Here is a 26,861-nt window from a genome sequence, read left to right as displayed (position 1 = left end):
TGTCTAGTTCCAGGCTACTTCACTACCAGGCATCGGTGGCAAATCGTCATCGGGCAGCGATGTTGGTGCCCGCGTTTGCTGACGGGCCGGTGGAACCGCTGCGGCTGGCTGACTTGCAGCACGTTGAGCAGGTTGCGCCGCCTGTTGCTGACTGCGCTTGGTGTGTATCGCCGGATCAAACAGTGCGTCGATCTGAGTGACCCAGATAAAGGGTGAGTACAGGTCTCGATCATCCACTGGATGACGCACCGGCACCCACTCTTGGGACGCGGGGTCCAGTCGTGTCTCCCTTTCGAACGACTGCTTACCTTGGACAATCACTGTCATGCCTGCCTCAAAGTGCTGCAGCTTTTGCGCCCACATCTCCGGCGGTTCATTGGAACCCTTGGGATAGTAGGCCTTGACGGTGTGCAGGGAGCCTTTGAATTGGCTGCCGGCGCGCGTCTCTTCGCGAACGGTCATGAACAGGCTGGTTGCCCGCAAAGCGACGTGGGTGATGACGCCGCGCAATTCAATGTGATTACTCATGTGGTTTTCCTTCTTGGTAAAGGGATCGACGCACGTACCGCGTCGGGATCAATGTTGAAAATTTCGCAACAATGCAGAAACGACAGTTGGCTGCGTTCATCCGACATCAACCAGGCCACAGCCTCGGCATCTGACGGGTCCGACATGAGTCGGGCAAGGTTGCTTTCGTAGATGGTGTTGGCAAACAACACCACGTCCTGGCCCTGCAGATCCCGAAAGGATGTGTGCGGGTCGGATGGTGTCGGCTTTACCTTGTGATCGTTCTCTGGTGCGGTGTTGAAGAGTTGAAGCATCACACTACCCTCTTGCAGCCGCAGCCATGAAAAACGACAGGTTGCCCGCACGAAAGATCAGCGGCGAAGGTGACCCTGTATGGGGGGCACTAACGACGTGAACTTCGTCGCAGTCAGTTGGTATGGCACTCAGCGTGATGAACGACTGCAACGGTACATCCAGTTTCCCAAGAGTCCACCCATCGCATGGAAAGTGAATCTTGTTGTCCTGGAGTTGCACAGTCACTCCGCTGGCATCTGCAGCCATCTTGACATCCGCTCCTGCGACTGACTTGCCAAATGCTTCGGCAATGCAGCGCAGCTGTATCGCCGCCTTGCAGAGGTCTTGAGCAGGAATGGTTTGAATGGCAACAGCAGTGTGCGTTTTGTAGCGCGCGAGCATGTCGACCGGCTGGTTGGGCAACTGACTCTCGGCGGATTCCGCTCGCAGCACTTTGCCAGATGCGGTCTTCACCAACACTTCGCTTTCAGCGCAGATGGCGGCTTTGACCGGGTCGGCTGCAGTATGAGCCAGGATGCTCGCGAGCAAGCGTGGATTCGCAGTACAGGGTACCGGCCAGCCCTTCTTGAGGCGGGCGGCGACCATTACACTGGAATTGAACACAAACACGTTGGATCGGTAGGTGTAGGCAGAACCTGCATGCCGACTGATCGCTTTGCTGATGGTGACAGCCTGTTTGAGCCAGGCCGCAAACTCTTCTGGATCGACTGCGGAGCCGCCCTCGCTGAGCCGTAGCTCCATGACACGATGCGGGTCAGGGATCACCGGTAGCTTTGCATGCAAGCCAGTTGTGGTCTTGATACTGAGGCCGTTCTTTTGGGACTGGATCTCTGTGATCCCGATGTCCAGCAAGCCGCCAAAGATGTGCGGATTGACCATGACTGGGTAGTCGTGATCGATCAACACGGGCAACTGACTGGACAACGACAACGTCCCTACGTCATGACGCATGACGGACCCGTGTAGGGCCATCAATGGCGTTCCGTGCGTCATAGATTCGGACATGGTTGCTCTCCTATCTATAGCTAAAAAAAAGGCCGCTTTCGCGGCCTTATGTCTTTCGACGGTTAGTTTGGGGGTGCAGCAAAGGCTGGCCCTGTACCTGTTCCCTTTTCAATCTTCGGCCAGATCAAATCCGGCACTGTGAAATGGCTATCAGGAAGTGGTTGAGGCCCCGGCTTCGGCGTGACCGTTGATGGTCGCGACGGGGCCGAAGGCGCAGGGACTGTTGCAGCTTGCGCGGCGACAGGTGGTGGGGGGGGCGGGGGAACCACCACCGGTGCTGGCACCGTGGGCTGTGAGGCCTGAGGTGCTTGCGCGGCAGCGGCTTTCTCAGCCTCCATCTTGGCAATGCTTTTTGCCAGCGCGGCTTCCCGCGCAGCAAGTTGCATTTCTTTCATGAGCTGGGCTTTTTGAGCCTCAGTCCAGAGATGCTTGGCCCACTTCAGCCCGCTGGTTGCCATGACGGCACCAACGAAACATCCGGTCCAAAAACCCGGAGCGGCTGACATTGCTGCCAGCGCTCCGAGAATGAGCGATATGAAGGTCAAAACGACGTGAATCATTTTGGCCTCAGCTCAGTTTGTTGCGAAACCAGGAACACCCAGACGACGACCTGCCTTGACGACAGACATGCCCAGAGCGAAACCCGAAACGGCGATAGCGCAGATAACCAAACCCATGATGGGCTCCTTTCGATGTGGAAAAAAATGAAGAGAGAAAACAGAGCTCACCGGGGGATGAGTCCTGCTTTTTTGGCCTCGCGCTTTACAGCGTTGTAGACCTGCCATGCCATGCGTTTTTGCTCGCACTCCATGCGGAGATTGGACAGAAAGCGCAATGCTGACTTCTGATCGCCACGTACATCAATGTTGTACGAGCGAATGGCTGCAGTAGTGGACTTGATGTCCATAGCTGCGACTGCTGAGAGAGACATGTAGAACTCCTTCTGCCCGTTCTGCTGCGGGTGTGTCGTGTTGAAAACCCGAGCGACAGAAAAGAGTCCGAGCCCTGGCGGGATTGGAATCCCGCGCGGGTGGAAAGAAAGTATGAGTTGCGCGTTAAGCGCGTGGCGTATAGCCAGAAAGTGGTGCCAGTTTATACCAATCTGCCCACTAGGTGCAAGCCTCCATCCCAATGTGGGGTGCGTACAGCCTATGGCAGTCAGGCGCGGTGCTCTACAGGAGCCCCCTTGCAGCGATCATTTCCGTGGCGAACTGCAGTGCTTCCTCCTGGGTTGGCTCGCCCCATACTTCCTGCCCTAACCAACGGAAAAACGCTGTCTGAGCGCCCTTCTGCACCTTGTTGTTCTTGATTCGCAGGCCGGAGATTTCTTGCGAATGGTTGTATTTGGTAATGAACTCTGCCTGATCGGCTGGATCGAGTTCCTTGAAATACTCTTCGGCATCCTTGGAGCGTTTGTCCTTCAGTGCTTCCTGTAGCGACTTCGCTTTGGGTTTGGGAGGTGCCTTTGCTGCTACTTCAGGCTGAGTCAACTCATCGATGACACCCCACTTCTGAGTGAGGGCTGCTCGGAAATAGGCGGCCTTGTTACCGAGTGTGGTTTGCTTCTTGTCATTGGCGCGGCGCTCCGTGTACGCGAGTGCCGCGGTGACTGAGTTCACGCCGTGTTGGCGTACTAGCCGCTTTGCTTCGGACTGTGGCATGCCAATCTTGATGAGTTCGCCAACAGCGGCTAGCTCTTCAGCTGAGTCTATGTTTTCTGCCGCGTCTTTCTGAACGATCTTGACGATGGTGAACCATATTTCGGTAACCGTGCGACCCATGCGCGCCGTGTGTGCTTCCAGTTGGAAGTCGGTTACGGCATTGATTTCGGCGACGGCGGGCTTTACCACCTTGGCGTTGAAGTACTTGAAGTCCTGGTAGGACTTGCTATCGGTACCTTCTCCCAAGAGGATGTCGCGCAACTGGGTCCAATGAATACGAGCGGTTTGCCCAATGTTCTCAAACCGGATGCAGTGTTCATAGAGACCAAGTGCCGGTGCTCGCTTGAACTTTCGAACGACCGCCATGTCAAGCATGGCGTACATGGTTGGGTTCAGTAGTTGCTCTCTCAATTGCCGACTGACCTGGTATCGGATGTGGTCCCCACGGATTTCCACCTCAGGAAACAAGACCGATGCCTTCCACCCGATACCCTTCCCTTCCTTGGCCAAGACGTCCCATTCGAAGCGGATCGACATCACGCGGCGTGACACCTCCTTGAGGTATCCAACGTTGTTTGAATCGAACCCAATTTGCTCACCCATGTGCGAGACGCTGATATACCACCACCCCTCTTCATCGGGCTTCCGGTCCAGGGCGTTCTTGATCCAGGAGTTGCTGATCTTGCGTTCCATCAGCGACATTTGCACGTGTGGCTTGCTGTGAACAACCTGCACTGCTTTTCGGAATGGCTCGGGCACTTCAGTGGCCTGGAACAGCGACACTTGGCCAGCGGAACTATTTTGGGTTTTGCGCTTGGTTGCCACAGGTGGAATGGTGAATAAGTGGAATGGTGGAAAGTATTTTGATGCCTTTCCCTTTGTTTGCCAAGACTTAATTGCGTTGGCATTTGGGGACACGAAGGAGCGTCATCGCCTTTGTGTCTTTATAGACACTTTCATCGCTTTAATACCTTTGGGGTGAAAAAAGTCCAGACGCGACAAGGACTTAGCGGCACTTCGGTGTTGGTTTATGGGGGCTGAGGTGACTGTATCTGGGTTGACTGGTATGTGGATTTGGGGCCTAGGTGGAAAGCTGTGGGGAATGGGGTGTGTGGATTTGGGATTGAGGTGCTGGTTTATGGGAATTCTCATTGGTGACCATCTATGGGGACGGTCTTTTTTGAAGTCGGAATTGGTGGACTTCTATGGGGCCCTGCCGCGCCCTGCTTTGAGGCGTATTCGATTAAGAAGCGGCGCAGATTCGAGGTAGAGGGCTTTAGGTGACCACTAATGGGAGTGTTTGGATTCCCCATGGTGCTTTTGGTGTACGTTCATGGGATTGTTTGGGCCGCCATAGGTGCTTGAATGCCCGACTAAGGTGGAAGCTTATGGGGAATGTCGTGTTGATTGCCCGCCTTGGGTGACTGTTTATGGGGCGCTTTCGGGTTGCAAATTCTTGCGGTACCGCTGGTCTCACTCTCATAGGTGTCTCTTTATGGGATGGTGTTCTGTTGCTGTGAAAAGTGGGTGACCAGCTATGGGGCGACGCTTTGTCAACTGCAGCTTCGAAGGTTACTGTCTATGGGATTGGGCTTAGGTGACCTTTTGTGGGGGGGCTCCGGCTTGGTCGCGGTGCTTGATGTGCTTCAACCTGGTCGCGGTGTAAGGGTTGTGTGCAGTCGACTTCTTAGCACTGTTGGCGCAAGTTACCATTTGTGGGAAGCGCTATAGGTGGAAGGCTATGGGACGACGAATCAGTCGTGTGCTGTCCAGAACGCGTTAGGGCATGGTCCATCAGCAACCTTGTGGCCAATTCAGCCGTTTCGTTGCATCGACACTGGGGATTTTTGTCTTTCTGTTTGTCCAACTGCAGCGACGCCCCCATAAATGGCTACTTTGGCGTTTGAGTTCAACGCATCTTCCACCTATCGCAGCAATGCCACAAAAGAATGCCCGCTGGAGCGGGCATATCTGATTGGACAACAAAGAACCTGGATGAAATGCTCCAGGCCGATTTGGTCAAGGCGCTATATCGACCCTTGCTCAGCAATCGCTCGACGGATCGTTTCGGTCAGTGCTGGTACATGTTCAGGCTTTAGGCCTGTGATTGATAGCTCCACACGATCAGGGAATGATTTCAGAACGCCCTTCCCCGAAAGGTACTTGACCTCCTCGGAAGCAGAACGTGGCTTGCGGGTGGGTTCGTTCTTCGCAGTCTTGGCCCGAGCCATGACATCGCGGGAGCCCAGACCGTTTTTTGCAATCTCGGCAATGAGCTCCAGTGTGTCTTCGTCTCCTGTCGCCTCCCAGAAAGTCCGTATCGCGATGAGCATTCGCAGATTGAGCATGTCTGGGTACTCGGCCACCGTATTCAAGACGCGGGGACTCAACCGTGTGAGCGAGATGGATCGACTGACAACATCTTCCTCAATGCCCAATCGTTCAGCCAGTTCCTTCTGCGATGAGTAGATGCGGCGAACATTGATCAGGTCGTTCCACTTGATTCCATCGTCCAGGGGTGTTTGGTTGCGCCTGTCGATGTTGGCTGAGCGAGCCTCCTCGTATAGCGCTTTCTCGTCCGCTGGCTTGGGTTTGATTTCAATTCTGAGGGTGCGGCGATCACCAGCACGCGATGCCCGCAGTCGCGTCTCTCCTTCGATCAGTACAACTGTCCCATTGTCTCCGACGTAACCGGTGGCGCTGATACGCTGGCCGTCCTCGCGGAGAAGCACCGTCATCGCATCCACGTCCTGGGCTGGATACAGAACACGTGGATTGAGAGGGTTTGATTCGATCAGATGCAGTGGCACGTCGTACACCTGCCCGACCACGTAGGACAGTACTGGATTGCTGACTGTCGTGGTTGGGGCGGGCGGTTTACTTAGTTGTGCGATTGCCTCCGTCACACCGGCCGGAACGCCTTGTGCTGCGTGTGCGATTGCCCCGAGACTTGTTATGTCAATGGGGGTTCGACGAAACTTTGTTACCATAAATTCCCCGTTTAGTTTGCAAGTTCTTTGACCTCTTCATACAACGCACGCATTTCTGCGGTCGCTTTGTCGGACTTGTCTTTACCTCGAAGTTCGTGCAGTGCTCGGCCAGTCTTGCCCGTTGCGCCCCATGCGGTGCGTGAAGGAAGCACCTGTTTCAACACGGGGATTCCGCTACTCTCGAAGACTTCGCGCAAATCCTGTGTGGATTTCGCCTTTTCATTGCTGCTTACCCTGCTGAGTACGGCGTAGGCTGGCACCTTACCGCTTTTGTGTTTGGGGCCTATCGATTCAAGGTGTTTGAAGACGAGCATGGTCGCTTCCATCTCCTGCTGATCATTGCCGCAAGGAACCAGGACGAGATCACTCACGGCAGCGCACTCAACCATGGTTTTGTAGTTTTGTGCGCCGATGTCAACAACTACCAAATCGTATTTGTTGGAGAGACTAGCCAATTCAACGAGTGGGTTTTGCGGCAGGAGCATCACCGGAACGTTGGGCGAAATCCCCTCCTCGTTTCTGATACGCGACCACGAAGCAGACGATCCCTGAATCACGTCGGTATCAAGCAACGCAGTGTCCACGCCTTCGGCGACAGCCAGGGCCGCCAGGTGAATTGCAAGGCGAGACTTTCCGACGCCGCCTTTCCCATTTCCTACCAAGATGATCATGACTTAACCTCCATATGAACTGCAAAGTATAGTCATTACTCTCCAGGGCGTCACTATTTTTATCTTCATGTAAGCAGTTTATTTGCACCACAAAATCCAGTGTGGTAGGTCTCGATACCGCCTTACCATCTGTCGATCATTTTTCTCTTCTTTCGCTCTGTGCCTAGATGGCTGGTTGTGCCGGCACAATTTGCGGCTTTTGCTGATGGCCGGCACTTGCTCGGGCGCTCGTTGCAACTAGCCTTCCGGTCTGAATATGAAATGAGTTGTGCCGGCACAATTGATGATGCGGTTCAATTCGTTGGCGCAGCACGCACTTGGACTTCGCTATGTAGATTCTGGTGCAGACCTTTGGTCGCTGGGTTGAGTGCGGGTGGGGAGGCAGCGCATCCTGAGTTGGCGAGCGGATTGGGGGCTTTGATGGGGTGGTTTTGCGCTGTTGACATGGCTCGATGGGCTGACTTGGCGCTAGCAGCGGATTGACAAACCCGATCCTCTGAGGTCAATGAGGGATCTGTTGCCCTTGACGTGGTCGGTGGTGAGGGAGTGGGTTGTGCCGGCACAACCGATGTTTCAGTGGTGCCCTGTCGTGGCTTGGTGTGGTGAATCCTCTCTCGGAGGTGTGGTTGTTTGCGGGCGATGGTGCGATGAATGGTGCTGGCGTTGACTCGCAATGAGGAGGCCGCTTGGAATGGTTGTGCCGGCACAATTGAGCGTGATGCTTAATCACCAACGCAGCACGTGACTTTCCGCCAGTAGATCCAGGCGTATACCTTTGCACCGTTGGGTTGAATGCTGGAGGGCAATGGGCGATCTCCAGGTGTAAATGACGGGCTTGGGTTTGGAGCGGCGAGTTGCATCTTGCCGGCGGTGTCTACCGGGTAGGGGAATCTGTTGAGATGGTTTCGCGCTGTCGACATGGCTCGATACGCTGACTTGGCGCTGGCTGCGGGACCAGTCAGTCCTATTTCCCGAGACTGGCGGGGGATGAGTGATCCCCATCGTCCAACGCAATACTTGGTGGCGGCAGCACTGGCCGCTGCGCCGCCTGGTTGTAGATCGGGTGAAAGCATTTCTGTATCACAGCGCATGTTTGAAGCTGTGGCCTGCTCCATCAAGGTCTTGTCGCGACACCCACTTGTCCATCCGCTATCGCGGGTGCTGTCGTATGCGAGGGTCATGAGCGGGGTGGTCACCGAGCGAAAGAGGTCGTCAAACTGTTTTAGTCCGACTGCAATTGCACTGCTGCTTTCGCAGTCTGCGGTTGCGGATGTTGATGCAGGGGGTGCTTGTAGTGAGGCGTCCCACACATTGCAGACCTGTTGCTGCAGAGAGTTTGCAATGTTTGACGCTCTCCAGAGGTTGTTGGTGAAGTTCAGAATGCGGGCGGAGTTTGACGATTCGAGACCGGATGAACGCAGGACGCTGGTTTTTCCGTCAGCGGTAGGAGTTCCGTCAATGAATGAGTGTTGCCCGGATGGTGAGGTTTCGACCCAGGCCAAGGGAATCCAGTGCTCGACACGTGGGCTAACCATGCAGCGCCCGACGATGCGCCATTGCACCGTTGCTGGGTCGGAAAGGTTGATTGCGGCTAGCGGGTCAGTCGCCAGAGTGGCGGTGCTTGCTAAGCAGCCGAGAGTAAACATCAGGCCGGAATGTACGGGCATGGTGAGTCTTTTCATGGTCAATGATTCTCAGGCAAATGGGCGATTGGCTTCGATCCACAGTTTCTCTTCTGCGCGAGTGATTCTTTCAATATCGCCAAAAGCAAAGCTCTGGTTCAAATCCAGTTGATGGTGACTGGTCAAGATAGGCTTGCCCATGTCGTCCAGTTCGGCCATGACAACGGGCGCCATGAAGCCAATGCGGGACCCGTCCGGCATGGTGTAGACCCAGTGCATCGCCGATGGGCCGGGGGTGAAGAACTGCTCGCGAGTGGAGCATTCACTGTAGAAGGTGCGTTCAGCCGAGCGACTGGTGTACTGCTTGCGCATCACGATTTCGATGATCTGCGCGGCCATGGTCCGACCAGGAGCATTGAGCTTCGGGTTCGGAGTGCGTTCCTGTTTTGCCCAGCGAGCGAATGCGAGCAGAGGCACTTCGCCATACAGCACTCCCGGTGCGATACGAGACTTGTTGCGGAACTCAGTAGGGGAGGGCAGGGGGGCCAGATGCTTGAAATGCTTCAGGTACAGATCCGGGTTCATCGTCCAAGGCATGGCTTGGAAGCGTACCATCTGCTTGCCATCCTCCATGGTGAGGATTTCGATTACTCGGCGGTTTTCCGAGGTTACGTTGGTGTAGACCTTGCCGACCGAAATTTCACTCTGATTCATTTTGTGGACTCCTTGCTTTGGAACTTGCCCCAAGTACAATGTCAATAATTCTTGACACAATTATAGTCAACATTTCTTGACATGCAAGACTTTTTTTTACTCCCATTTGAACTGGACTCCATGGGGCAGCGGTTGGCGCAAGAGCGCGATGCTGCCGGGTTGTCTCAGGATGCCATGGCAATGCAGACAGGCGTATCCCGATACACCCAGATCAAATACGAAAAGCCCAATGACGACAAAAACCACACCTTCCCTTCGCTTGAATACGTGAACAAGGCCCATGCATTGGGGCTCGACATGTACTACGTCCTGACAGGCAAACGTATCCCCCCTCATAAGTAGGGGCCACGCATTCGACAGACGAAAAAAAACCCGCCGAACGCAAGGAACGGCGGGTTTTGTAGTGCTTGCTTGCTTACAGAACCAAGGTCTTGAAAGCAGAGGCGAAGTAGTGGCCGAGGTGCTGGCCGGTGGTATCCAAGGCTTCGAATACAGCGTCGGCACGTTTCTGTGCTGCGTTGAACGCGAAGTTGCAGAAGCGAACTGCTACGTGCTGAATCGGTTGGCCGGGCAAATCCAACTCACCCGTCTTGAATAGCGCAGCATGCTCCGGTGTCTGGATGTGCCCATGATCGTGCAGCCTCACCGGTCCATCGAACAGGGTGCCCATCGGTAGGGGAGGGGAGGGTTGCTCGATGTCAGGCGCGAACTTGATGAACTCGCCCCCCTGAAAGCCCATGTAGCGATAGCGCACACCGTCAACGACCGCCTGGTGGTAGTGGTTGTAGTGCCAGCCGTGGGCGTAATGGGGAATCAGTGTGGCGTTTCCAGAGCCGAATGCAATGGCCAGCTTTTTCAGTTGGTCAAGGCTGTATGGAGGAGCTTCCACCCAGTAGGCTGACTCATGCTGGGGAATGCCGATCACGTCGAGCTCGTGGTGCACACGAGCTTTCAAAGCCTGGTAGTCCTCGAACTCATCTTGCGACAGATCGATCGTGAAAAAGCCGGTGCGCTTGTCTTCTGGGCAAACACCGGCAGGGCGGCGGTATTCGAAGCGGAAAGACGATTTAGCTTGCATGGTGCACCCCAATCAGGTAGCTGCTTCACGGCTTTGCAGAAGCGCGTAGGCCTTGGCCTTGGCTCGCTTGCATGCCGGGACATTTGGGGTAGATGACGCGAGCAGGTTGAACATGCTGCGCACCAGTGCTTCTCCAAGCAGGCCTGCTTTCTTGAAGCGATCCACCACAGCTGCATCCACTTGCGCATTGACGCTGCCATTGGGCGAGCGTTGCAAGAAAGCCTTTACTGGGTCGGCGGTGGGACGGGTGGATTTCGATCCACGAATAACGGGAATGGGCATGGTGATTGTCCTTGTCGGTAGAGGTGGAGCCCTCGGAATTGAACCGAGGGCAATAGGTCAGGTGCGGCCGTACTCGGCAATGAGTTCGGAAGCAAAACCTGTTTCGCCTGCGCGAACGTTGGTTTCGACCACAGCCATGAGGGCCTGATGTGGATCAGGTTGTTGGAGGATCTGGTCGATGGCCTGACGCGGGTTCTCGAAAGATGCAGAGGGGTCGAATTCCTGCTGGGAAACAGCATCGATGCGCTCCAACAGACCCAGTCGAGCCAATTCGGCTGCGATCGCATGCTGTGAGGCGTCAAACCCCGAGGTGTCCAGGGGTAGATCGCGCAGCTTGTGCTGCGTCAGCGTAATGCGGTTGACCTTCGCATCTTGGATGATCCAAATGCATTCAGACAACTGCCCCTTGTCACCGCGTGGCCACAAGCCTGCGTCGATTGCTTTCTGGTACCAACCGATTGTTTTGTGCAAGCCGAGCACGCGGTATCGGGGTGCCGGGACGAATACGGCGTATTCGAAGCCCCCGGGTTGCCATGCAAGCGATGCGCCACAGACAAGGATCACGTCTTGATCAGCGAATTTCTCTTGCATTTCCTGTTCCGTGCCGCATTCCGTCTTGGCCAGGTAGTAGCCAAGTGCGCCGGCCTGCGGTGCAGTGCCGAACTCGAAGAATCGGCAGGTCTTGTTGGGTTGATGGGTCATGGTGTTCATGGTGTTATCGGGTGAAACGCCCACGGCATGCATAACCCTCAAGGGCAGGTGCATGCCCAGGGCAGGGGAGTGAGAAAAGTCAGGTGCCTTGGTGAAACACCAGATAGGCTGCGCCAGATTTGCGCGCGGATTGGATTACCGGACGCAGTTTTTCCGGAACGTCATCGAAATGGCGTGCCAGGTTGACGATGAATTCCCAGATGCCGTCCTCGCCGTTATGGCGGTGCCGGTAGCTGGCATGGGCTTCAACCCATGCCCACTCCGGAACGGTGTCCGGCGTGTCGTAATCGCCTACGATGTCTTGCATCATCACGTCCTCGACATGCATGGCCGATTGGCCAAGCAATTCTGCGACTGCACGGCGAATGCGAGCGGCGTGGTTGAGGCTACTGATGATGCGAATTTTGTTTGCTAGTACCGTGCACTGTTTCGCAACAGTATTCCCGGTAGAGCGATGATCGCGTGATGGTTCCATGTTTTGTTGCTCGTGAGAGAGCCCAAGGCATGGAAAACCGCCCTGACAGGACGAGAGTTCGCCCTGGGCAGTTGGTGAAATCCAGCTCCGATCGGAGTGAATGCGGGGTATGAGTGCACCGTTGGGGGTGCTTAGGCATTGCGCCTGAAAGAACCCCAATTGTAGGGCGCTGCCGTGGCCGGTCAAGCCAGCCCGAGCGGGTTGACCTTGCGGGCTGCCTTGACCTTGGCTGTCTCGTCCTGCTTCATGTACTCAGCGGTCGTGGCGATCGAGGCGTGACCCAGGAGCTGTTGCGCCAGCTTGAGGCCTTCGTCACCATCATTGGCACGCAACACTTCATGCGCGAAAGTGTGGCGCAGCCAATGGGTGCTGAACCGCAGGATGCGTGCGCGCTGGCGTGGTTCTTCAACGGTCTTGGCCATCTGTCGAAAGAAGGTTTTTAGCGCCCTGGCAACGCCGGCACTGCCTAATGCGGCATTGTCATTGGCCAGTACAGTCATGTCGGTGATGGTCTGGGTGTTGCTGCGCACCGGTGCCTGCAACACCGCGACGAGGGGAGGGGCCTTCTCGAATGCCCCGGCCCGAACGGTGGCCATCGGCGGCAGAAGGTTTTTCCAGTCCGCATGGTGGTCATAGATGGCCTGCAGAACTACCGCTTGGATGGGAACGTCCCTTGGCTTGGAGCCCTTGCCGATGACGGTCAGCATCCAATCATAGCTTTCTGCCCCGTCGATGATCGCGCGGCGCAGCGTGGACAGATCAGTGCTGGCAATTTCACTCAGTCGCAGGCCTGTGGTGACAGCCAGGTGCAATATCAGGCGAGTGCGCCGAGCGAGCGCGGCCGTGCGCGGGTCTTTGGAAGCTAGGCCAGGCAACTTGTCCATGTACTCGCGTACAAGTGCGAGATCCCCCGCATGCAAGGTGCGCGTGGTGTCCATGGCGCGTAGCTTCACGCCGGCATTGTTCGGCCTAATACTCGCGAAGGGGTTCCCGGTGACGTAGGCGTTTCTGTGCAAGGCCGTGAACATCTGTTCCACCACGCCCAGGGCGTAGTTCTGGGATTTGGGCAGCAGCTGACCCCGAAAAGGCCGCCAGTCTGCATGTTCTCGGGCAACGCGCTTGTCGCTGATCCAGTGGGCTGGAATGTGCGCCAGAAAAGCCTGGTAGGCCTGCGCGTGACTCAGGGCGACAGAGGATAAAGGGGTGCGGGCCTCCAGCAGGCACCACAAGTAGAAGCGCTCGACTTCGCGGCGGTAGGCTTCCAGCGTGCGTACTTTGCCGGCGGCAAGGAAAGTCCCCAGCCAACTCTGCAGTGCCTCATAGTCATTGCGGGCACCCAAGTGGTTTGGTGTGGTGGTGCGGAACATGCCGGTGCGACCATCGAGCTCGTTGGGGACCGACAGCAACTCCAGCGGAGCAATCCCAAAACGACGCTGCAAGGCAGGATTTGCCGGCGCGCTCACAGCCGAGCCGGGCAGGGCGATTAGCGGCTGGTATTCGGGCACGCGCTGCAATGGGAGTAGGGCGGTAGCCAACTCTGGCGCGGACTCCCACTGCGGGCCATGGCGAGCGATCAGACCTAGCGATTGGGCGTGATCATCCAGCCAGCCCTCGATGCGTTCTGCCCGGCCCGGGCCCAGGCCTTTGATGCGCCGGTGCCAGTGGCGACCTTCATTGCCGATGAACGCCACCAGCTCACCCATGGTGGAAACGCTCATGGCTTTGAGGTGTCTGGTAATGGATCGTGCAATCCAAATTTCGATGGCCTGGTCGCTCTTGGGGCTCTGTGCGAGCTGCGTCTGCAGGAAATTGAGCGCCTTGATCTTGTGCTCGATGGCCTGGCCGCGCGAGATCACATTGACCTGTTCGATCGCCGCGTCCGTCGCCCCAACGCTCTCCAGGTATTCCTGGTACGCCGCAGGCAACTCGTTTTCCCGGTACATGTCCGGGTCGATGGAGTCGTACCAGGTCGTGAAATCCATGTGGGCGAGGACTTTGACCGGCTCGCTCACCACATCCGCTGGAAGCTCCTGCGAAAAGGTCTGTGCCGCGGACTTCACATCTTGGTCCAACGAGGCTTGCGCAGCCAGCAGGATCTGCCTTTCGAGGTCCTGGGCCAGCTTGTTGACGACCAGACCGTGGGGAATGATGGGGTCGCCCTTGGCGTCGAAGTGGCGATTGGCGTAGAACTTCTTGAATGATTCGATGGGGCTCATGCCACTGATCACGCCACGGACGAAGGAAAAGTCCTCCAGTGTCAAACCATCGGCTGCGGCGAGTGTCGGCATGCGCCAGCCAACCGGTCGACCGCGTCGGCTGGGTGCCGGCACAGGTGTGTCGCGGCTGTGGGCGTCCATTTCGAGGTCTGTCATGGCAATGGAATCAATGGTTTATGTAATGAATGCGTATCGTTCGCATTGGCTGGACTCTCATCTAATTAAGAATCCTGGTTCTAGTAGTATTAAGTTTACATCATCCTAATAATACTTAGTGTAACGCATGAATTAAATAAGGCCGATGGACCCGAAAGTCTCAGGCCAGGTCGCCGGAAGTCGCTCGTTCAAGTCCTGCTGTCGCTGTCCCTGCGGTCACAGAGCCTAACTGTGCTGCAACCGGATCTTCATGTAAGACCCCCCCTAAGGGTTGCACGCAGTTCGGTTGGTGCCGACAGGCCAAAAAAAAAGGAGACCTCCGAAGAGGTCTCCTTGTGAAGGTCGATCTGGGTTCACACTGCCGCCACATGGCTGTAGTGATTCGCCCAGGAAACGATGGCAGCATCCAGGCGTTGCTTGTGTTGCCGTTTGGCTAAATCAAGCAACTGGCGCGGCGCCGCAGGAATCCCCGCGCTCAGCTTCGGTTGAGGCTGTGCGGGGGCTGTGCGAGCGGCAGCTTTGCTAGCCTGCATCTGGTCCAACGCGGCAAACTGCTCTTTCAGTTGACCCATCATCGCAAGATAACCGGGAGCCAACGGAACGTCAGAGTTGCGCATCGAATACAGCCAAACAGCATCGCCCGGTTTCACCGGAGCTTGCTCGTTGGCAGCATGAATGTCAGTGGTGTACATCGAGGTCATAGATAACTCCTAGAGGTGATCGAGCAAGCCGCCCTGTATGCGTTCCTCGAAACGCATACAGGGCAACTTGCGTCGCCCCGCCAGAAGTGGGTACATCAGGGTCCGTAGACGGCCATAGAAGCACCCGTGTGGATTTTCGCCAGCGGATTAGGCTGGCTGTGCTGCAGGCTGACCCTTGCGGCCAGCCGGACCACAGACAACACCCGATCGATACTTGGCTCCTACCTCGAAAGGTCGGAGCGGTAGCGCTCGGTGGTCGTCATGCGGTCGTGTGGCACCACAGGTGTGCCGCACATGAACGTTCGCAGGTGCCGGTGTCACCGCGGTAAAGGGAACTACACAGACATTGGTGTAGTCCGGAAAATCACTGTCTTTGGAATTGGTCGGACGACTCAGCGCACGCAGTGCCTGACGCAAGGCCAGTGCTTCACATGGTGCTGTAGTGATCCCGACCTTGTTCCCATCTGCAAGGATGGAATAGATCATGGTTGACTCCTGTTGATCAGGAGCTCAACCGTACGGGATGTGCTCCCGAGGGGTTGTATGAGTGGCTACAGGCTAGCTGCAGCAAGAAAGTAAACCAATTTTACGGCATCCTCCAGCTGGCCACAATAGGCCCTGGTGGATGCCGCCGAGTGTTACAGGATGCCCATCATGATCGCTTTAAGGATCGCCGAGGTCTTGTTGGAGGCATTGAGCTTCCTCAGGCTGCTTCCAATATGGAAATTGACCATGCGTTCAGACATGTTGGCTCGGACTGCCACCTGTTGCGAAGTGTCCCCTAATGCAGACAGGCGCAATACCAATTGCTCGGCCCGAGTCAGCAGCTGCTGTTTGCTCAGAATCTCGTGCTTGATCTTCGGCCAGGCAGTCAGGACGTGAAAAGCGATTGCCGATGCCTCGGCTTGCGAGCTCCCTTCCCTGCGCGAGAAAAGTAGGCACTCGAAATGGCGGTCCATGGCGATTGGAATCTTGACGATATACAGGCTGTTGAAGCCCTGCTTGATCCACAGGGGAGCCCAGTTCGTCCGCGCAAAGTTACCCGAGTGCAGGCACTCGCGAGTGATCAGCGGTGCGCTTTCAAATTCGATGTCAGCAACCGTCTCGCAGCATGACAAAGCTTTGGCTGCCCGGTGCATGTTCCAGGGGTGCATTGTGCGTAATGCGCGCCCTCGATTTTTCTTGCAATTGACATCCGGCCCAAGTACCACCAAGGCTTCGATGCCATGGTTTCGCAGTGGCGCCAGGAATTCCGGCAAGCACTCGACTTCGATTTCCGTGAACACGGAATCTACACGTCCTTCAGTATCGACAAAATCCGTCCCGCTCAAGATCCGAACCCTCAACTTGACTGTCTCGACTCATAGGTCGATATACGCAAAGCACTCGTGATGGTCCAATCGATGGACGCGGTACCAATCAGGGGTGCAGCTTCAAGCTGGGCTTTCCACAGGTTGAAACCTGTTTCCAGTCCAGAACCATGCCGGGCTATTCTTGTTGAATGAAGGCGTCGGGTGCTATTCACACCCGGTCAAGTTGTGTGTCTACCGTTACATGGTTGACACATTCTAATGCTAGACCGTTGCCAAATGTGCAAACTGAGCTATCGGGTGCATCGTCAAACCTTGCAACCTTCATGTTGCCGCGGTCGATTCCAACGAACACTATAGATTGTAGTCCTATTGGGTTCGGCGTTGGCTAATAGAGCTTATGCGCAAGACCACAAAAAATAAGAGCAGTTTTGCTCAGGCTCTCAGGGGGGCCAGACAATTCAGGGGAATGAGCCAGGAAGACTTCAGCGTTCATTCAAGTAGGACCTACGTCAGCACGCTTGAGCGAGGTTTGAAGTCTCCCACCCTCAGCAAAGTTGATCAGTTGGCGGATTGCCTGGAGATGCAACCCCTGACGCTGTTAGCGATGGCCTACTCATCTAGCTTGGACGAGCTGGATGAGCTGCTCGATTCCGTTCGCGCTGAATGCGCTGGATTCGGGCGGCCCTGGGGTTAGTCAGGGCAAAAAAAAACCACGCCGATTGGGTCGGCGTGGTTTCAGATGGAAGTGCGCTACACCTTGATGATGAGCGGGTTGTTGCGACGACCAGGCTTGAAGCCTTTTCGCTTGTAGAACTCGGGGTCAATGCCGACACTGTTGACAGTGTGGCGCATGGTGCTCACATAGATCACGGGTTTTGTCACCGTGCCTTTGTGCAAGCCCTCCCAGATCAGATCTGCGGCATGGCCGACCACGATTTCGTTAACGAACAGGCCCTGCTTGCGGATGGCTTCTTCCGTCGAGCAGCTGGGCGAATCATCTTCCGGGATGGATTCGTCCAGGATCTCGGGATACAGCTCGGTAACCACCGGCAGGCGCAGCGTGCGTCTCAAATGCTTGGCCTCCCCCAGAACGATTTGGCCGGAATCGGCTTCATTGCCCAGGTCGAGCCAGTACAGTGCGCGTTCAGTTTCAAAAACTGCCCGATGCACAGCGCGCCGTGCTTCCTTGTTGTCCACACAAGTGATCACCATCAGCGTGTTGCCGATTTCGGAGTCTTGCGTGAACCTTTCTGATCGCGCTTGCCAATGATGGATCGACGGATCGATCATCTTGAGCCGGGAGATCAGAACATCGGCCTTGTTGCGTCCAATGTCTGCCGGGTAGAAGGGTTGGCGGCCGATGTTGGACGGCGACACCGTGTCCATGTCCCACACGATGACCTTCAGTCCCGAGCGCCCGAGGGCGCGCAGGGTGGTGTGGATCTTGTGCAAGCGCATGAGCATCGGGGCACCGTTGCCACCTGCACCGATGAGGTGAATGGTGTCATAGGTGATGACCAGGCCGGGCGGTTTGCCCACGCTGGTCCTGAATTGATGAACGAGCATGAAGCCCTCCTAGTTGAACGCCACGCGGGCGGGTTGGGTTTGACAGAAAACATGACCTCGGCTGACCCAGCGCTGCGCTTGCGTCGGCTGGGACGTGTCCGCATGGCCTATGACGCAGCTGAGCTTGAGGTGCCCGCGAAAGCGGGTGTCATCGCGGTCGTCCGTCGGTGAGAAAAATGCCTCGTGGCTACCGTGGCTGTGGATGTCGAGCAGGATCTGCTCGCCCTCTTCCATGTGTACCCAATCCTGGTAGTCCAGCGAAGCGGTGGTTTCATTGAGCGAGGCGCGGATGCTGCGCATCGGCCGCCCGGGTGCCTTGACGACCAGCATCAGGGTTTCCTTGGGCGCATGACGTGCAGCAATGTCTACGAACTCCTTGGTGAAGGCCTGCAGCTCGCGGTAGCTGGCTTCATCGATCACGTGCACGCCGGTTTCGACTTTCCCGTAGGGCAGTCGGATGGGCGAGTCGTAACTGCCCAAAGGCGTTACGGCGTGAACGACGCCGTTGCACGACTCCAGCATCAGCCCGTGGGCCGTCAGCAGCAATCGCGCGCCGGGTTCGTGCAGGGGTTGGAAAGGGGCGTATATGCCGATCTCCAACAGGGGTAGCTGTGCACGCAAAGACGCATCCAGAATGGCGGAATCGATCTGCATCACAGGCACCCCTTGATCCATTGCTGGAGGGTCGTTTTCATGGGGGTGAGCCATGCATCGTCCCACTCCATCTGGGGATTGCCTATCAGGTCACGCCACAGAGCAAACAGTCCGGTGGGATAGCTGGTCTTGACGTGGTTTCCGTTGGGGTGGGTGTTGATGCCACGCAGAAACGCTGTTTCGTTGGTGTCGATGTCGGCCCATTGTTGAATGGGCTTCAATCGAACACCTCCGAGACACACATCGCCCCTATTTCCGGTATTGAACATCGGGGCATGAAAGACGGCCGATTCATTGAGTGGCCGGTAGTTTCCTGCGACGGCGCATATCGACAGACTGCGCCCTTTTTGGGCGAACACAAGGCCGGGCATATGGCACACCCCCTGAATCGTCCCCAACTCATCGCAATCGAAAAACTGCGGGGTGGGACGGCCCGGGCGCCACCAGACGGTCAGATCGTTGATCGGATCGCTGAGCAGCACCGTGGACGGGGTGATTTCGACCTTGCGGTCCTTGAGGGCGTTCTTGGCCAGCGGCGCGATCAGATCCTGGCTGAATTGCAGCAATTGCTTGCTGCTCACAGCGTCCTTCTGATGTTGCACCACCCCATCCTTGACGGGGTTGATGCTGGCATAGGCGGGGACGTGACCGTCGTTCAGCGTCCATACCAGCATGGCATGGGTCAGTTGAGGTGTCGGATTGCTTTCCGACATAAAAGAGCTTGAGTTATTCATCTTGGGTAGGGTCGTAGAAGAGGTCGAGGATCAGCGTGCAGGTGCTCCGAAGCACTGCAATACCCTCTTCCATGTTGTTGATGACGGTGGCGGCTTTGTCAGGTGTGGACAGGTTGGCGTTAAGCCAACCGGCCACATCGACGGTGTCGCCGGACTCCTGAGCGCCGCGGCATGCGTCGTCCAGCAGGCGGCCAAAGTGCTCGTTTTCGCGACCGTTGCCGAACCGGAAAAGTTGCAATGCCGCCCAGCTGGGCTGGCAGCAATTGTTCGCCCCTTGCGCCAGGCGGGCGCCGGCGTCGATCCTGCGCACCATGGAATGCATGGCCTGCAGTTGACGCAGCGCAAAGGCAGCGGCCGGGCACCAGTCCAGGCGTGCTTCCACGCTGGCCATGGCACAGCACAGGTCGGCTGCGATCCTGTCTTTGGGGTCTGGTATGGATTCGTGGGGAGAAGTCCGGTCCAGACGCCATTCACCAATGGCCGCACGGCCAAAGTAGCGGATGTAGTCGCTGGGCAGGACACCCCCTACTTCTTCGGCGTAGATGGACAGGGCATTGGCGGGATCGATGTCTTCAATCGCACCGGTGCCATATTTCTCGGCCAGTTCTTCTTCGTAGCAGTATTCCTGCATCCAGTTCTTGACGATCTCTGCGTCGCACATCTTGTCTGCCATGAACCAGCCGTCCATACCAAGCTGTTGATAGTTCCAGAGGGTTCTCGGGGTGAAGATGGGCCAGACGGCGTCGTTGACGCAATCGAGTACGGTGTACAGCAGGTGCGTGAATCCGGGGCAAATGGTCTCGCATTGCATCAGACGCTTCGAGCTGTTGGTCAGGGTGGCTGCGTGATGCACGTCGCCATCCTTTTCTAGATCGAATTCGATGACGGCGTGGGCGCCGAGGTGGGGTTCCTGATCGGCGTCAACGCTTTTGGTGTCTGAGCCTTGATCGACTGGGTTGGTACCGCTCGCCGCTGCCGCGGCACTTCCCCACCAGCGCAGCGAAATGCTGCTTTGGAGAGGGGCGATGGCACGGTGCAGTCGGTGGTCGGCAGCCAGGATGACGTTCTGTGCGAATGTCTTGTCCTGGTGCAGTTCAAAGTCGGGCAAGGCGCTTCCCAGCAAGGCCAGGTTGAGCATGGCGTCCGTCAGGCAGCCAGTGTCCTTGGTCTCCAAAGCCAAGGTGATGGTACGTGGGATGTCCGGTGCCAGGGTTGGCAGATCGATGGCACAGCGCGCTGGCTGTGTCAGTACGGCATCGGTGGCAGCATGCCGCTGGGCAGGCTGACGCGCGGGCTGTAGTCGCTTGCGCTTTGGGCGAGCAAGTGTTGCAATTTCTTCAGACATTGGGTGTGGTCCTTTGTCGGTTTGATACCTGCGACCCCGATAGGGGCACGTTTTGTGAGGGGCTGTTGCAGCTGCTCACGGCAGAGTTGTTGAAAGGCTTTTTTGTCCACGGTGGGCTCCAAAAAGAAAAGGCAAGCCCCGAACTGGGGCTTGCCTTTGAAGGGATGGGGTGTTGAGTCTCAGCCCTTGGATTTGTAGCCAGTGGTGTAGGTGATGGTGATGCCTTGCGGTGTCACTTCTTCCTGCACTGTGGCGGTGGACAGTTCCGGGTAGATGTTGGCGTAGTGCTGGCGCATTTGCTCAGCGTTCATGCCGGGGATGTCTTGAAGGTTCCGGCCTTCAAATTGGATGGTGCGCTTTGCAGTCGTGATTGCCATCGTGCACCTCACATTCCGGGGAAACCGGGGAGATCGTCATCATCGTCATCACCGGTACCTGCCATCACTGGCTCGGATGTCCCCGCGTCCTGTTGCGTACTGCTCGCGGATGGCGTAGGCCCGAAGAGGTCGGGCGCACTTTCCGTGGGCTTCTGCATGGGGGTTGTCGGCTTGACCGCACTGGTAGTCGTACCGCCTCCAGCTTTGGTGGCGGGGGCCGTCGGCTTCTTGTTGGCTGCCTTGTCACGGGCCGCTTGAAGAGCTGCATCCAGACTGCTCTGGATCTGTGCCAGATTGGCCTTGGCGGTATCAACCATCGGCGTGAACTGCGTCAACGCCGTGACGACTTCCGCCTCCAGCTTGTCTGCGGTTTCGGTCACCATCAGGGGCTGGGCCAGAGCGGGGTGCTTTTCAGCCAGCGCGAGGCTGGGCTGGATCACCACCTGGAACTGGTCACTTCCTTGGATCTTCATCACGTGCAGTTGCACGGAGTCGGCGACCATCGCGAGGTCGCACAAAGTTTTCAAAAACATGGGGGGATTCCTTTCGAGAACGAAAAAAAATCGCAGGACCTCGGGGAAGGTCTTTGCGATTGCTTGTGGCTCTCAACGAGCCGATGTGAAAGCGTCGCTCAGGTCGTGTGACGTGGGCGGCGCCGGGGAACGGGGTTACTTTCGGTTGTTGCGGAAATTGCGTGCCGCTTGAACCTGGTTGCTGCCGGGATGCTTTTGATCATGCGCTTTAGCTGCATTGAGCAGCATTGCTTGCATGACATCGTCTGCAGCGAGATTTTGTTTGGGATCGAGGCCGAGCTCTTCGAGCGTTGAACCGAGGTTGGAACGTTCGGCAATTGTGAGCTTGCCTACTCCCTTGTTGTTGGGATTCGGAAAGATCATCGTGAGGGGTATGAGTGGGGTCGTAGAACCCTTGAAAGCTGCTTGCGCAGGTGTCAAAAGACGACGCCATTGTAGAGCCCTACCGAGTGGTTTGCCAATAGCTGGGCCAAAAAAAAGGCCCGACCGAAGCCGGGCCCAGGTAGGGGTTGTGTGCGCCGTGCTGTGCCACTAGCGCCTGCTTGTACTGCGGCCAGTCCGGGCTGGTGATCGCAGTGTTTCGATCCCGGATTGCACAGGAAGACTCAGGCCCCGAAGAGCTAAACGACCGAACCCGATCGCTGAGTGACAAGTAAGGAGTATGAGTCGCGTAACTCGCCAGTGAGGAACAAGTCCTGCTAAAGAAAACTTCCTTGTCAGTGTCAATTTTATTTACTTTGTTCAAAATTTGTATTTCTTTCTTCAAAAATTAGTAGTAAGCGGTCTTAAATTGTGCAAAGTTTTGCAAATTCGTTGCGCTTTCGCGAGTGTTCGTCAAAAGAGCAAAAAAAAGCCAGGCTCATTGAGCCTGGCTTGATTGGGGGGATTATGGGGACCCATTGGAGTCGCCGTAGGCGCCCGCAGGCAATTCCCATGGTGACATCCGTACTGGCAAGTCGTAATTCGCGATTCGCAGCAGATCGATCAGTGATGGTGTGGCCGTACTGTAGGGCGTGCCCTCGTTGGCCAATGTGAGCACATCGTGCTTTCGGTGAATGGTCACACCAAACTCCGCTTCATACGCCCTGACCTTTTCGAACTGACGAGGAAGGATGTGGCGTCCGGTGGCCCATTGATTGCGGTTTCCGAAGATACACAGAGCGCAACTCAAACGCCCGTACCCTGCGGCATAGGCAGGATGTGGGCGTATGGCGAAGCGCTCGATGATGGCCCACACCTCTTGTTCCGTCCAAGCGTGCACCGGACGGTAGTGATCGACCTGGCGTTTGAGGCGCCCTGCCCTTGCATCGGTGCGGTGCGGCTCGAAGTTTGCGTACTTGGCTCGGCTCGACGATTCCTGTGCACGCTCTCCAGTGACGACCAGGGTTCGCTTGTTCAGAAAGCGGTCCTGACCGTTGATTGTTGCTGCGCATACGGAAATTTTCAGGTAGCTGGAGCACCACCGCGACTGTAAGGATGCACTGGTTTGAGGGAATTTCCGACGAGTGCCTACCTTGTTGGACTCGCCACCTGTTTGAACGACTTCGCCATCCGGCGTTTCAAAGCGTGTTGGCCCGGTAGGCTGATTCAGCCTGGTCATTTCGCCTTCAAACCCTCCGACCTTCCAGCTCATGTAGATCGGGATGCCCAGGTACGCAGCTACTGCCCTGCAGTAGGCTTCTGTGACAGGGAAGTCCATCATCTGCTCGGATTCACGACCGTCCACCAGATGATGGTGAAGTTCGATCCGCTCACGCGGAACCCCAAGCTCCAGGAGATGAAGAACACACGCGAGTGAATCCTTGCCCCCACTGAAGCCCACGTAGATGATGTCGTAGGTCAGAAGCTGCGCAAGTGTCAGCGTAACCGGTGCCGGTGACTCAACACTGTCTGCATTGAATAGGTCGAGTTGAAAAACACGGCGGGCCTGTCTTTCAGGGATCGTTGCGGTGACTGCGCTCATGGCTCCCCCACTAGGCGAGCAAGCGAGTGGGCCGTACCTGCGCGGGCTGGCGCGGTGTCAGGCGTGTAGAACTCGACCTTTCCCCTTGCGTAGACCCGGTGTCCCAGAATCGTGACTTCTTCGGCGTAACGCACAGCGTAGCCACGAGAGTCAACGAACAGGTGCACCGTATGCGGATTGAATGACACTTCGAGTCCGCCGAATTCCGGTTCACCGTCGATGCGGGAGAACCGGCCATCCACGCTGGCCATGGGTGCCTTTGCGCCGCCCAGTGCGATCTTCTCGCGCTCCTTCTGGTGGACGTTGAAATAGGCGTCGTGCAGCTGGACCACGTTGAGGTAGCTGATGACCTCCTTGTTGTACAGCCCCCTGCCCCGGGTGTGTCCGTCGGGGCTGGTTGCTTTGTGAATGGAGTGAACTGCGACACCTGTGTGCTTGAGCACGTTGATGTTCAGTCGCACTCCCACAGGATCGCCGCTTCTGGGGCTGATCCCCTTTGCTTGAATGCGGCGGGCAACGCAGTCCTTTTGCAAGGCGGCATTGATCACGTCCATGGTGTTTGGTGAAACATCATGTGTCTGGTAGAGCGGGTGTCCTGGGCGGATCACCTCGATGTTTTGGAGCGACATGGTTCCTCCTGAATTGGGTGAAAAAAAAGCCCGACAAGCGGGCTTTCGATGGAGAGCAAAGGCTTCAGTGCGCCTTGTGCTTGGCAAGCTCATCGGCCAAGACGGCCAATGCCTGGTTGAGGCGAACGTTTTCCGTCACACCTTGCACAGCACGGGTCGAAGTGCGCTTGTTGGTGGCAGTGCGTCCGCTCAGACCACCACGAATCAGGTTCTCCTGCACGACATTGAGGGTCGTGTAGAGATCTGGTGCACGGTCTTCGTGGCGGCGCACGTCCAGAAGCTTTGCCGGTTCGACAGGGGCATGCCCGTCCCACCGGAGCTGGTGGGCCGCCGAAGCAAATGCTGCGGCTTCATGCGGGCGAAGCTGGATGTTGGACAGCCGCTCGATCTGGTCATTGACGCGCGGCACCTCGCGAACGAGGGTTCCCGTGCCTTCAATGATTTCGTCGGCGAGCGACTTGCTGTGGCGGAATTTGAGGTCTTCGATGACGTTGCTGGCCACGAGCAGGCCGTTTTGGCAGATCATGCGGAAGATGCCCATCATCAGCCGATAGCTGGTTGTGCCGTCGTGGCTGTTGATCAACACCAGCTCGGGGACGGAGCCATTGACTTGTTGCGCCTGCGGGAGTGCAAAGCGCAGCATGTGCTTGGTGAAGTCGCCCTTGCCTTCGATACGGGTGTTGCCCTGCAAGGCCTGCACCACTTCGAACCCTTCCTTGCGCATCGCCGAAACGATTTCGCCAGTGGGGATGAAGAGGTACTTGTTGGTCATGGCAGTCCAAGGCGTTTCGGCAAAAACGCTGGGAGCCACGCGGCGGATCTGGTCGTCGCTCAGGGGCTTGCGACCATTGCCGATGCCGTTGCGCATGCCATGGCGGAGAGACAGGGGGGAGACAGAGGTTTGAAACATCGCGGTTCCTTTCGAGGGAGTGAATGGCCACCCTCCGACCGGGGAGTCGGTGTGGGTGGTGAGGGGGGTTAAGGCAGAGGAACTGTTTTGAGCAGTTCGAAGGCGAGAGCCAGGTACTTGGTAAGACCGTTGATCACTTCACGGGCCCGAACTTGCTGTGTCGTGGCTGTGGGGTGCGGCGTGACCGAGGGGACTGGCTGGGTGACCAGGACCGGCTGGGCATTGCTGGATTCGCCTGTGCTGCAAAACAGTGGCTGCGAGCCTTCTGTCCAACAGCTGCGACGCCAGGTCTGTGGGTACACGGCATTGCCGGCATTCCACAGGCCGAGTTGGCGTGCTTTGGCGTAATCCGCAGCACCGATGATGCGCGGGTCTCGGACGTATTCCTTGTAGGCATGGGCATGGCCCAGACGCGCCATTTCAAGCGAAATGTCGACGTTCTGGTACATCACCCGGCACACGGCGCGGCCATGGGCATCGTGCTCGTAGCACTGAGCTTTGACCTCGCTGCCCACAGGCATCATGGCCGTCAGCGCTGCACGAGCGGTGGTGCCGTAGGGTTGTCCGGGCTTGCCGGGGCCGTGGTCGGTTTCAGGCGCATCAATCTCCGCGAGCCGGATGCGTTGGCTTCCGGGGTGCAGGATGATGGTGTCACCGTCATCGATGTAGGCGACCTGGCCTTCCAGTTCGAACGTGAATTGGGCGTGCGCCCACGTGGCGGCTGCGAGCAGCGCCACCAAAGCGATAGCTTTTTTCATGGTGAGACTCTTGGGAGTGGCCTTTCGCACGTATGTGTGAAATCGTTGGAAAGGCTTGGGACGTGTGCCACACTGTCAGGCATGGCGATTGATGATTCACAACCGGAAGGTGGAACGGCGCAAAGGCCGACACTTCAGGTCATAGAGGGCAGGCGTGCGCAGTTGGAGCGCAGCGCCTTGGATGCTGTATTCAGCGATCCCGACAAACTTCCCGAGCTGCTCAGGCAGCTTTCGCGGCCGGCAGTCCGATTGGGGCTTGTGCAGACTGATTCGCCTGAACCATCACGCGGTCCAGAAACTCACGATCGATAGCACGCAGCAGTTGCTGGGTGTCTCGCCGGACTTCGGGGTCGCGCAGGGTGGGCAGCAGGTTTTCCAGCCTGGCGCGGGTATCGGCCAGTTGGGTGTCTGTTGAGGAATCAATGAATTGAAGATGCTTTTGAAGCATTGTGGTTCTCCAGTGGGTTGAAATTTCACGGGAAGAAACCACGCGGCTGCGGGATTTGCATCCCGAGCGGGTTGTATGAGTTGGCTGCGCAGAACGCGCGTGCCGAAAGGTGTTCGCATCTTACCGGACGACGGGCCAAAAAAAAAGCCCCCTGACGCTTGCGCGTTAGGAGGCAATTGTTGGATCGTGCAATCCAGTGGCCGCTCAGGAGCAGAATTCGATTTCTGCGTCTGGACGGCGTTGGATGGCTGCGATGAAGAGTTCGTTTCCGGTCAGATACCTGACCAGCAACGACCATTCGAGCCACCCGTTCATCCTGCGTTCGGCAGGGATGACGCGGATCGAGGAACCTACAAATTCCATCGCTCGACGCGTTACAGCGGCCAGCATTTCTGGATGGCGCTTGGCCAGCTCGGTGTCGTAGAAGTGAATTTCCGTTGATTCGGGGGGATTGGTGCTCATGGCAACTTCCTAGTGTGTGGAGCACCTGCCCCTGGGGGCTAGATGCCCCGTGAGGGTTGATGGCA

The 26,861-nt window shown here is 56.9% G+C and carries 33 protein-coding genes; 2 read left to right on the top strand and 31 right to left on the bottom strand.

Going from position 1 to position 26,861, the window contains the following annotated elements; genetic code table 11:
- Positions 1-3: 3 nt before the first annotated feature.
- From RQP54_RS18355 to RQP54_RS18310, 10 genes are all read right to left on the bottom strand, one after another.
- On the bottom strand, positions 4-528 hold the full coding sequence (locus tag RQP54_RS18355; protein ID WP_315679897.1) for a hypothetical protein: 525 nt from the start codon (positions 526-528) through the stop codon (positions 4-6).
- The gene (locus RQP54_RS18350; RefSeq protein WP_315679895.1) at positions 525-821 is read right to left on the bottom strand and encodes a hypothetical protein; all 297 of its coding nucleotides are present in this window, start codon (positions 819-821) and stop codon (positions 525-527) included. The genes RQP54_RS18355 and RQP54_RS18350 overlap by 4 nt, the downstream gene beginning before the upstream one ends.
- 4 nt (positions 822-825) lie before the next feature.
- Positions 826-1,827 (bottom strand): hypothetical protein, encoded by a 1,002-nt coding sequence (locus RQP54_RS18345; protein ID WP_315679894.1) that lies wholly within the window; start codon positions 1,825-1,827, stop codon positions 826-828.
- Positions 1,828-1,889: 62 nt separating this feature from the next.
- Positions 1,890-2,387, bottom strand: a complete 498-nt coding sequence (locus RQP54_RS18340) for a hypothetical protein (protein ID WP_315679893.1) — start codon at positions 2,385-2,387, stop codon at positions 1,890-1,892.
- A 164-nt stretch (positions 2,388-2,551) separates the two neighbouring features.
- Positions 2,552-2,758 carry a hypothetical protein gene (locus tag RQP54_RS18335; protein WP_315679892.1) on the bottom strand — a complete coding sequence of 69 codons (207 nt, stop codon included), beginning with the start codon at positions 2,756-2,758 and terminating at the stop codon, positions 2,552-2,554.
- A 241-nt stretch (positions 2,759-2,999) separates the two neighbouring features.
- Positions 3,000-4,313, bottom strand: a complete 1,314-nt coding sequence (locus RQP54_RS18330) for a replication initiation protein (RefSeq protein ID WP_315679891.1) — start codon at positions 4,311-4,313, stop codon at positions 3,000-3,002.
- 1,202 nt (positions 4,314-5,515) lie between these two features.
- The gene (locus RQP54_RS18325; protein ID WP_315679890.1) at positions 5,516-6,298 is read right to left on the bottom strand and encodes a chromosome partitioning protein ParB; all 783 of its coding nucleotides are present in this window, start codon (positions 6,296-6,298) and stop codon (positions 5,516-5,518) included.
- A gap of 191 nt (positions 6,299-6,489) precedes the next feature.
- On the bottom strand, positions 6,490-7,149 hold the full coding sequence (locus tag RQP54_RS18320; RefSeq protein ID WP_315679889.1) for a ParA family protein: 660 nt from the start codon (positions 7,147-7,149) through the stop codon (positions 6,490-6,492).
- A 722-nt stretch (positions 7,150-7,871) separates the two neighbouring features.
- On the bottom strand, positions 7,872-8,831 hold the full coding sequence (locus RQP54_RS18315; RefSeq protein ID WP_315679888.1) for a hypothetical protein: 960 nt from the start codon (positions 8,829-8,831) through the stop codon (positions 7,872-7,874).
- Between the two features lie 12 nt (positions 8,832-8,843).
- Positions 8,844-9,485: a hypothetical protein gene (locus RQP54_RS18310; protein ID WP_315679887.1), complete on the bottom strand. Its 642-nt coding sequence runs from the start codon at positions 9,483-9,485 to the stop codon at positions 8,844-8,846.
- Positions 9,486-9,566: 81 nt separating this feature from the next.
- Here RQP54_RS18310 and RQP54_RS18305 point away from each other — a divergent pair, with 81 nt between their 5' ends.
- Positions 9,567-9,827 (top strand): helix-turn-helix transcriptional regulator, encoded by a 261-nt coding sequence (locus RQP54_RS18305; protein ID WP_315679886.1) that lies wholly within the window; start codon positions 9,567-9,569, stop codon positions 9,825-9,827.
- A 73-nt stretch (positions 9,828-9,900) separates the two neighbouring features.
- Here the strand turns inward: RQP54_RS18305 and RQP54_RS18300 are convergent, their stop codons facing one another.
- From RQP54_RS18300 to RQP54_RS18265, 8 genes are all read right to left on the bottom strand, one after another.
- Positions 9,901-10,563 carry a hypothetical protein gene (locus RQP54_RS18300; RefSeq protein WP_315679885.1) on the bottom strand — a complete coding sequence of 221 codons (663 nt, stop codon included), beginning with the start codon at positions 10,561-10,563 and terminating at the stop codon, positions 9,901-9,903.
- Positions 10,564-10,575: 12 nt separating this feature from the next.
- Positions 10,576-10,845, bottom strand: coding sequence for a hypothetical protein (locus RQP54_RS18295; protein ID WP_315679884.1), 270 nt, complete (start codon positions 10,843-10,845; stop codon positions 10,576-10,578).
- Between the two features lie 57 nt (positions 10,846-10,902).
- On the bottom strand, positions 10,903-11,556 hold the full coding sequence (locus tag RQP54_RS18290) for a hypothetical protein (protein ID WP_315679883.1): 654 nt from the start codon (positions 11,554-11,556) through the stop codon (positions 10,903-10,905).
- Positions 11,557-11,635: 79 nt separating this feature from the next.
- On the bottom strand, positions 11,636-12,031 hold the full coding sequence (locus RQP54_RS18285) for a hypothetical protein (RefSeq protein ID WP_315679882.1): 396 nt from the start codon (positions 12,029-12,031) through the stop codon (positions 11,636-11,638).
- A 182-nt stretch (positions 12,032-12,213) separates the two neighbouring features.
- Positions 12,214-14,403, bottom strand: a complete 2,190-nt coding sequence (locus RQP54_RS18280) for a phage integrase family protein (protein WP_315679881.1) — start codon at positions 14,401-14,403, stop codon at positions 12,214-12,216.
- A 353-nt stretch (positions 14,404-14,756) separates the two neighbouring features.
- Entirely contained in the window at positions 14,757-15,104 is a 348-nt protein-coding gene (locus RQP54_RS18275; protein ID WP_315679880.1) for a hypothetical protein, read from the bottom strand.
- A 147-nt stretch (positions 15,105-15,251) separates the two neighbouring features.
- Positions 15,252-15,590 carry a hypothetical protein gene (locus RQP54_RS18270; RefSeq protein ID WP_315679879.1) on the bottom strand — a complete coding sequence of 113 codons (339 nt, stop codon included), beginning with the start codon at positions 15,588-15,590 and terminating at the stop codon, positions 15,252-15,254.
- A gap of 152 nt (positions 15,591-15,742) precedes the next feature.
- Positions 15,743-16,390: a helix-turn-helix transcriptional regulator gene (locus RQP54_RS18265; protein WP_315679878.1), complete on the bottom strand. Its 648-nt coding sequence runs from the start codon at positions 16,388-16,390 to the stop codon at positions 15,743-15,745.
- Positions 16,391-16,814: 424 nt separating this feature from the next.
- Here RQP54_RS18265 and RQP54_RS18260 point away from each other — a divergent pair, with 424 nt between their 5' ends.
- Positions 16,815-17,111, top strand: coding sequence for a helix-turn-helix transcriptional regulator (locus tag RQP54_RS18260; RefSeq protein ID WP_315679877.1), 297 nt, complete (start codon positions 16,815-16,817; stop codon positions 17,109-17,111).
- A gap of 56 nt (positions 17,112-17,167) precedes the next feature.
- Here the strand turns inward: RQP54_RS18260 and RQP54_RS18255 are convergent, their stop codons facing one another.
- From RQP54_RS18255 to RQP54_RS18195, 13 genes are all read right to left on the bottom strand, one after another.
- Complete coding sequence (locus RQP54_RS18255; RefSeq protein ID WP_315679876.1) at positions 17,168-17,983, bottom strand: PRTRC system ThiF family protein; 816 nt, start codon at positions 17,981-17,983, stop codon at positions 17,168-17,170.
- 9 nt (positions 17,984-17,992) lie between these two features.
- Complete coding sequence (locus RQP54_RS18250; RefSeq protein ID WP_315679875.1) at positions 17,993-18,637, bottom strand: PRTRC system protein A; 645 nt, start codon at positions 18,635-18,637, stop codon at positions 17,993-17,995.
- Entirely contained in the window at positions 18,637-19,371 is a 735-nt protein-coding gene (locus RQP54_RS18245) for a hypothetical protein (RefSeq protein WP_315679874.1), read from the bottom strand. The genes RQP54_RS18250 and RQP54_RS18245 overlap by 1 nt, the downstream gene beginning before the upstream one ends.
- Positions 19,364-20,716 (bottom strand): hypothetical protein, encoded by a 1,353-nt coding sequence (locus RQP54_RS18240; RefSeq protein WP_315679873.1) that lies wholly within the window; start codon positions 20,714-20,716, stop codon positions 19,364-19,366. The genes RQP54_RS18245 and RQP54_RS18240 overlap by 8 nt, the downstream gene beginning before the upstream one ends.
- A 179-nt stretch (positions 20,717-20,895) precedes the next feature.
- Positions 20,896-21,093, bottom strand: coding sequence for a PRTRC system protein C (locus RQP54_RS18235; RefSeq protein ID WP_315679872.1), 198 nt, complete (start codon positions 21,091-21,093; stop codon positions 20,896-20,898).
- 8 nt (positions 21,094-21,101) lie between these two features.
- On the bottom strand, positions 21,102-21,626 hold the full coding sequence (locus tag RQP54_RS18230) for a PRTRC system protein E (protein WP_315679871.1): 525 nt from the start codon (positions 21,624-21,626) through the stop codon (positions 21,102-21,104).
- A 135-nt stretch (positions 21,627-21,761) separates the two neighbouring features.
- Positions 21,762-21,989, bottom strand: a complete 228-nt coding sequence (locus tag RQP54_RS18225) for a hypothetical protein (RefSeq protein WP_315679870.1) — start codon at positions 21,987-21,989, stop codon at positions 21,762-21,764.
- 523 nt (positions 21,990-22,512) lie between these two features.
- Entirely contained in the window at positions 22,513-23,589 is a 1,077-nt protein-coding gene (locus RQP54_RS18220) for a phosphoadenosine phosphosulfate reductase family protein (protein WP_315679869.1), read from the bottom strand.
- The gene (locus RQP54_RS18215; protein WP_315679868.1) at positions 23,586-24,218 is read right to left on the bottom strand and encodes a hypothetical protein; all 633 of its coding nucleotides are present in this window, start codon (positions 24,216-24,218) and stop codon (positions 23,586-23,588) included. Before RQP54_RS18215 ends, RQP54_RS18220 begins: the two co-directional genes overlap by 4 nt.
- A 64-nt stretch (positions 24,219-24,282) precedes the next feature.
- Positions 24,283-25,128 (bottom strand): DUF932 domain-containing protein, encoded by an 846-nt coding sequence (locus tag RQP54_RS18210; protein ID WP_315679867.1) that lies wholly within the window; start codon positions 25,126-25,128, stop codon positions 24,283-24,285.
- Positions 25,129-25,196: 68 nt separating this feature from the next.
- The gene (locus RQP54_RS18205; RefSeq protein WP_315679866.1) at positions 25,197-25,886 is read right to left on the bottom strand and encodes a thermonuclease family protein; all 690 of its coding nucleotides are present in this window, start codon (positions 25,884-25,886) and stop codon (positions 25,197-25,199) included.
- Between the two features lie 220 nt (positions 25,887-26,106).
- Positions 26,107-26,334 (bottom strand): hypothetical protein, encoded by a 228-nt coding sequence (locus RQP54_RS18200; protein ID WP_315679865.1) that lies wholly within the window; start codon positions 26,332-26,334, stop codon positions 26,107-26,109.
- Between the two features lie 204 nt (positions 26,335-26,538).
- The gene (locus RQP54_RS18195; protein ID WP_315679864.1) at positions 26,539-26,796 is read right to left on the bottom strand and encodes a hypothetical protein; all 258 of its coding nucleotides are present in this window, start codon (positions 26,794-26,796) and stop codon (positions 26,539-26,541) included.
- Positions 26,797-26,861 lie beyond the last annotated feature (65 nt).

This window comes from Curvibacter sp. APW13 (genome assembly GCF_032337135.1).
Taxonomy (GTDB): Bacteria; Pseudomonadota; Gammaproteobacteria; order Burkholderiales; family Burkholderiaceae_C; genus Allorhodoferax.
This window is presented reverse-complemented; position numbering and strand designations above follow the sequence as displayed.

Excerpts from the sequence above, each read along its gene's own strand:
- RQP54_RS18275 (WP_315679880.1), bottom strand. The coding sequence starts at position 15,104 with ATGACCTCGATGTACACCACTGACATTCATGCTGCCAACGAGCAAGCT.
- RQP54_RS18295 (WP_315679884.1), bottom strand. The coding sequence starts at position 10,845 with ATGCCCATTCCCGTTATTCGTGGATCGAAATCCACCCGTCCCACCGCC.
- RQP54_RS18345 (WP_315679894.1), bottom strand. The coding sequence starts at position 1,827 with ATGTCCGAATCTATGACGCACGGAACGCCATTGATGGCCCTACACGGG.
- RQP54_RS18350 (WP_315679895.1), bottom strand. The coding sequence starts at position 821 with ATGCTTCAACTCTTCAACACCGCACCAGAGAACGATCACAAGGTAAAG.
- RQP54_RS18220 (WP_315679869.1), bottom strand. The coding sequence starts at position 23,589 with ATGAGCGCAGTCACCGCAACGATCCCTGAAAGACAGGCCCGCCGTGTT.
- RQP54_RS18250 (WP_315679875.1), bottom strand. The coding sequence starts at position 18,637 with ATGCAGATCGATTCCGCCATTCTGGATGCGTCTTTGCGTGCACAGCTA.
- RQP54_RS18305 (WP_315679886.1), top strand. The coding sequence starts at position 9,567 with ATGCAAGACTTTTTTTTACTCCCATTTGAACTGGACTCCATGGGGCAG.
- RQP54_RS18310 (WP_315679887.1), bottom strand. The coding sequence starts at position 9,485 with ATGAATCAGAGTGAAATTTCGGTCGGCAAGGTCTACACCAACGTAACC.
- RQP54_RS18235 (WP_315679872.1), bottom strand. The coding sequence starts at position 21,093 with ATGGCAATCACGACTGCAAAGCGCACCATCCAATTTGAAGGCCGGAAC.
- RQP54_RS18195 (WP_315679864.1), bottom strand. The coding sequence starts at position 26,796 with ATGAGCACCAATCCCCCCGAATCAACGGAAATTCACTTCTACGACACC.
- RQP54_RS18200 (WP_315679865.1), bottom strand. The coding sequence starts at position 26,334 with ATGCTTCAAAAGCATCTTCAATTCATTGATTCCTCAACAGACACCCAA.
- RQP54_RS18255 (WP_315679876.1), bottom strand. The coding sequence starts at position 17,983 with ATGCTCGTTCATCAATTCAGGACCAGCGTGGGCAAACCGCCCGGCCTG.
- RQP54_RS18280 (WP_315679881.1), bottom strand. The coding sequence starts at position 14,403 with ATGACAGACCTCGAAATGGACGCCCACAGCCGCGACACACCTGTGCCG.
- RQP54_RS18270 (WP_315679879.1), bottom strand. The coding sequence starts at position 15,590 with ATGATCTATTCCATCCTTGCAGATGGGAACAAGGTCGGGATCACTACA.
- RQP54_RS18290 (WP_315679883.1), bottom strand. The coding sequence starts at position 11,556 with ATGAACACCATGACCCATCAACCCAACAAGACCTGCCGATTCTTCGAG.
- RQP54_RS18320 (WP_315679889.1), bottom strand. The coding sequence starts at position 7,149 with ATGATCATCTTGGTAGGAAATGGGAAAGGCGGCGTCGGAAAGTCTCGC.
- RQP54_RS18230 (WP_315679871.1), bottom strand. The coding sequence starts at position 21,626 with ATGTTTTTGAAAACTTTGTGCGACCTCGCGATGGTCGCCGACTCCGTG.
- RQP54_RS18215 (WP_315679868.1), bottom strand. The coding sequence starts at position 24,218 with ATGTCGCTCCAAAACATCGAGGTGATCCGCCCAGGACACCCGCTCTAC.
- RQP54_RS18205 (WP_315679866.1), bottom strand. The coding sequence starts at position 25,886 with ATGAAAAAAGCTATCGCTTTGGTGGCGCTGCTCGCAGCCGCCACGTGG.
- RQP54_RS18340 (WP_315679893.1), bottom strand. The coding sequence starts at position 2,387 with ATGATTCACGTCGTTTTGACCTTCATATCGCTCATTCTCGGAGCGCTG.
- RQP54_RS18335 (WP_315679892.1), bottom strand. The coding sequence starts at position 2,758 with ATGTCTCTCTCAGCAGTCGCAGCTATGGACATCAAGTCCACTACTGCA.
- RQP54_RS18285 (WP_315679882.1), bottom strand. The coding sequence starts at position 12,031 with ATGGAACCATCACGCGATCATCGCTCTACCGGGAATACTGTTGCGAAA.
- RQP54_RS18300 (WP_315679885.1), bottom strand. The coding sequence starts at position 10,563 with ATGCAAGCTAAATCGTCTTTCCGCTTCGAATACCGCCGCCCTGCCGGT.
- RQP54_RS18315 (WP_315679888.1), bottom strand. The coding sequence starts at position 8,831 with ATGAAAAGACTCACCATGCCCGTACATTCCGGCCTGATGTTTACTCTC.
- RQP54_RS18355 (WP_315679897.1), bottom strand. The coding sequence starts at position 528 with ATGAGTAATCACATTGAATTGCGCGGCGTCATCACCCACGTCGCTTTG.
- RQP54_RS18260 (WP_315679877.1), top strand. The coding sequence starts at position 16,815 with ATGCGCAAGACCACAAAAAATAAGAGCAGTTTTGCTCAGGCTCTCAGG.
- RQP54_RS18240 (WP_315679873.1), bottom strand. The coding sequence starts at position 20,716 with ATGTCTGAAGAAATTGCAACACTTGCTCGCCCAAAGCGCAAGCGACTA.
- RQP54_RS18210 (WP_315679867.1), bottom strand. The coding sequence starts at position 25,128 with ATGTTTCAAACCTCTGTCTCCCCCCTGTCTCTCCGCCATGGCATGCGC.
- RQP54_RS18245 (WP_315679874.1), bottom strand. The coding sequence starts at position 19,371 with ATGAATAACTCAAGCTCTTTTATGTCGGAAAGCAATCCGACACCTCAA.
- RQP54_RS18225 (WP_315679870.1), bottom strand. The coding sequence starts at position 21,989 with ATGATCTTTCCGAATCCCAACAACAAGGGAGTAGGCAAGCTCACAATT.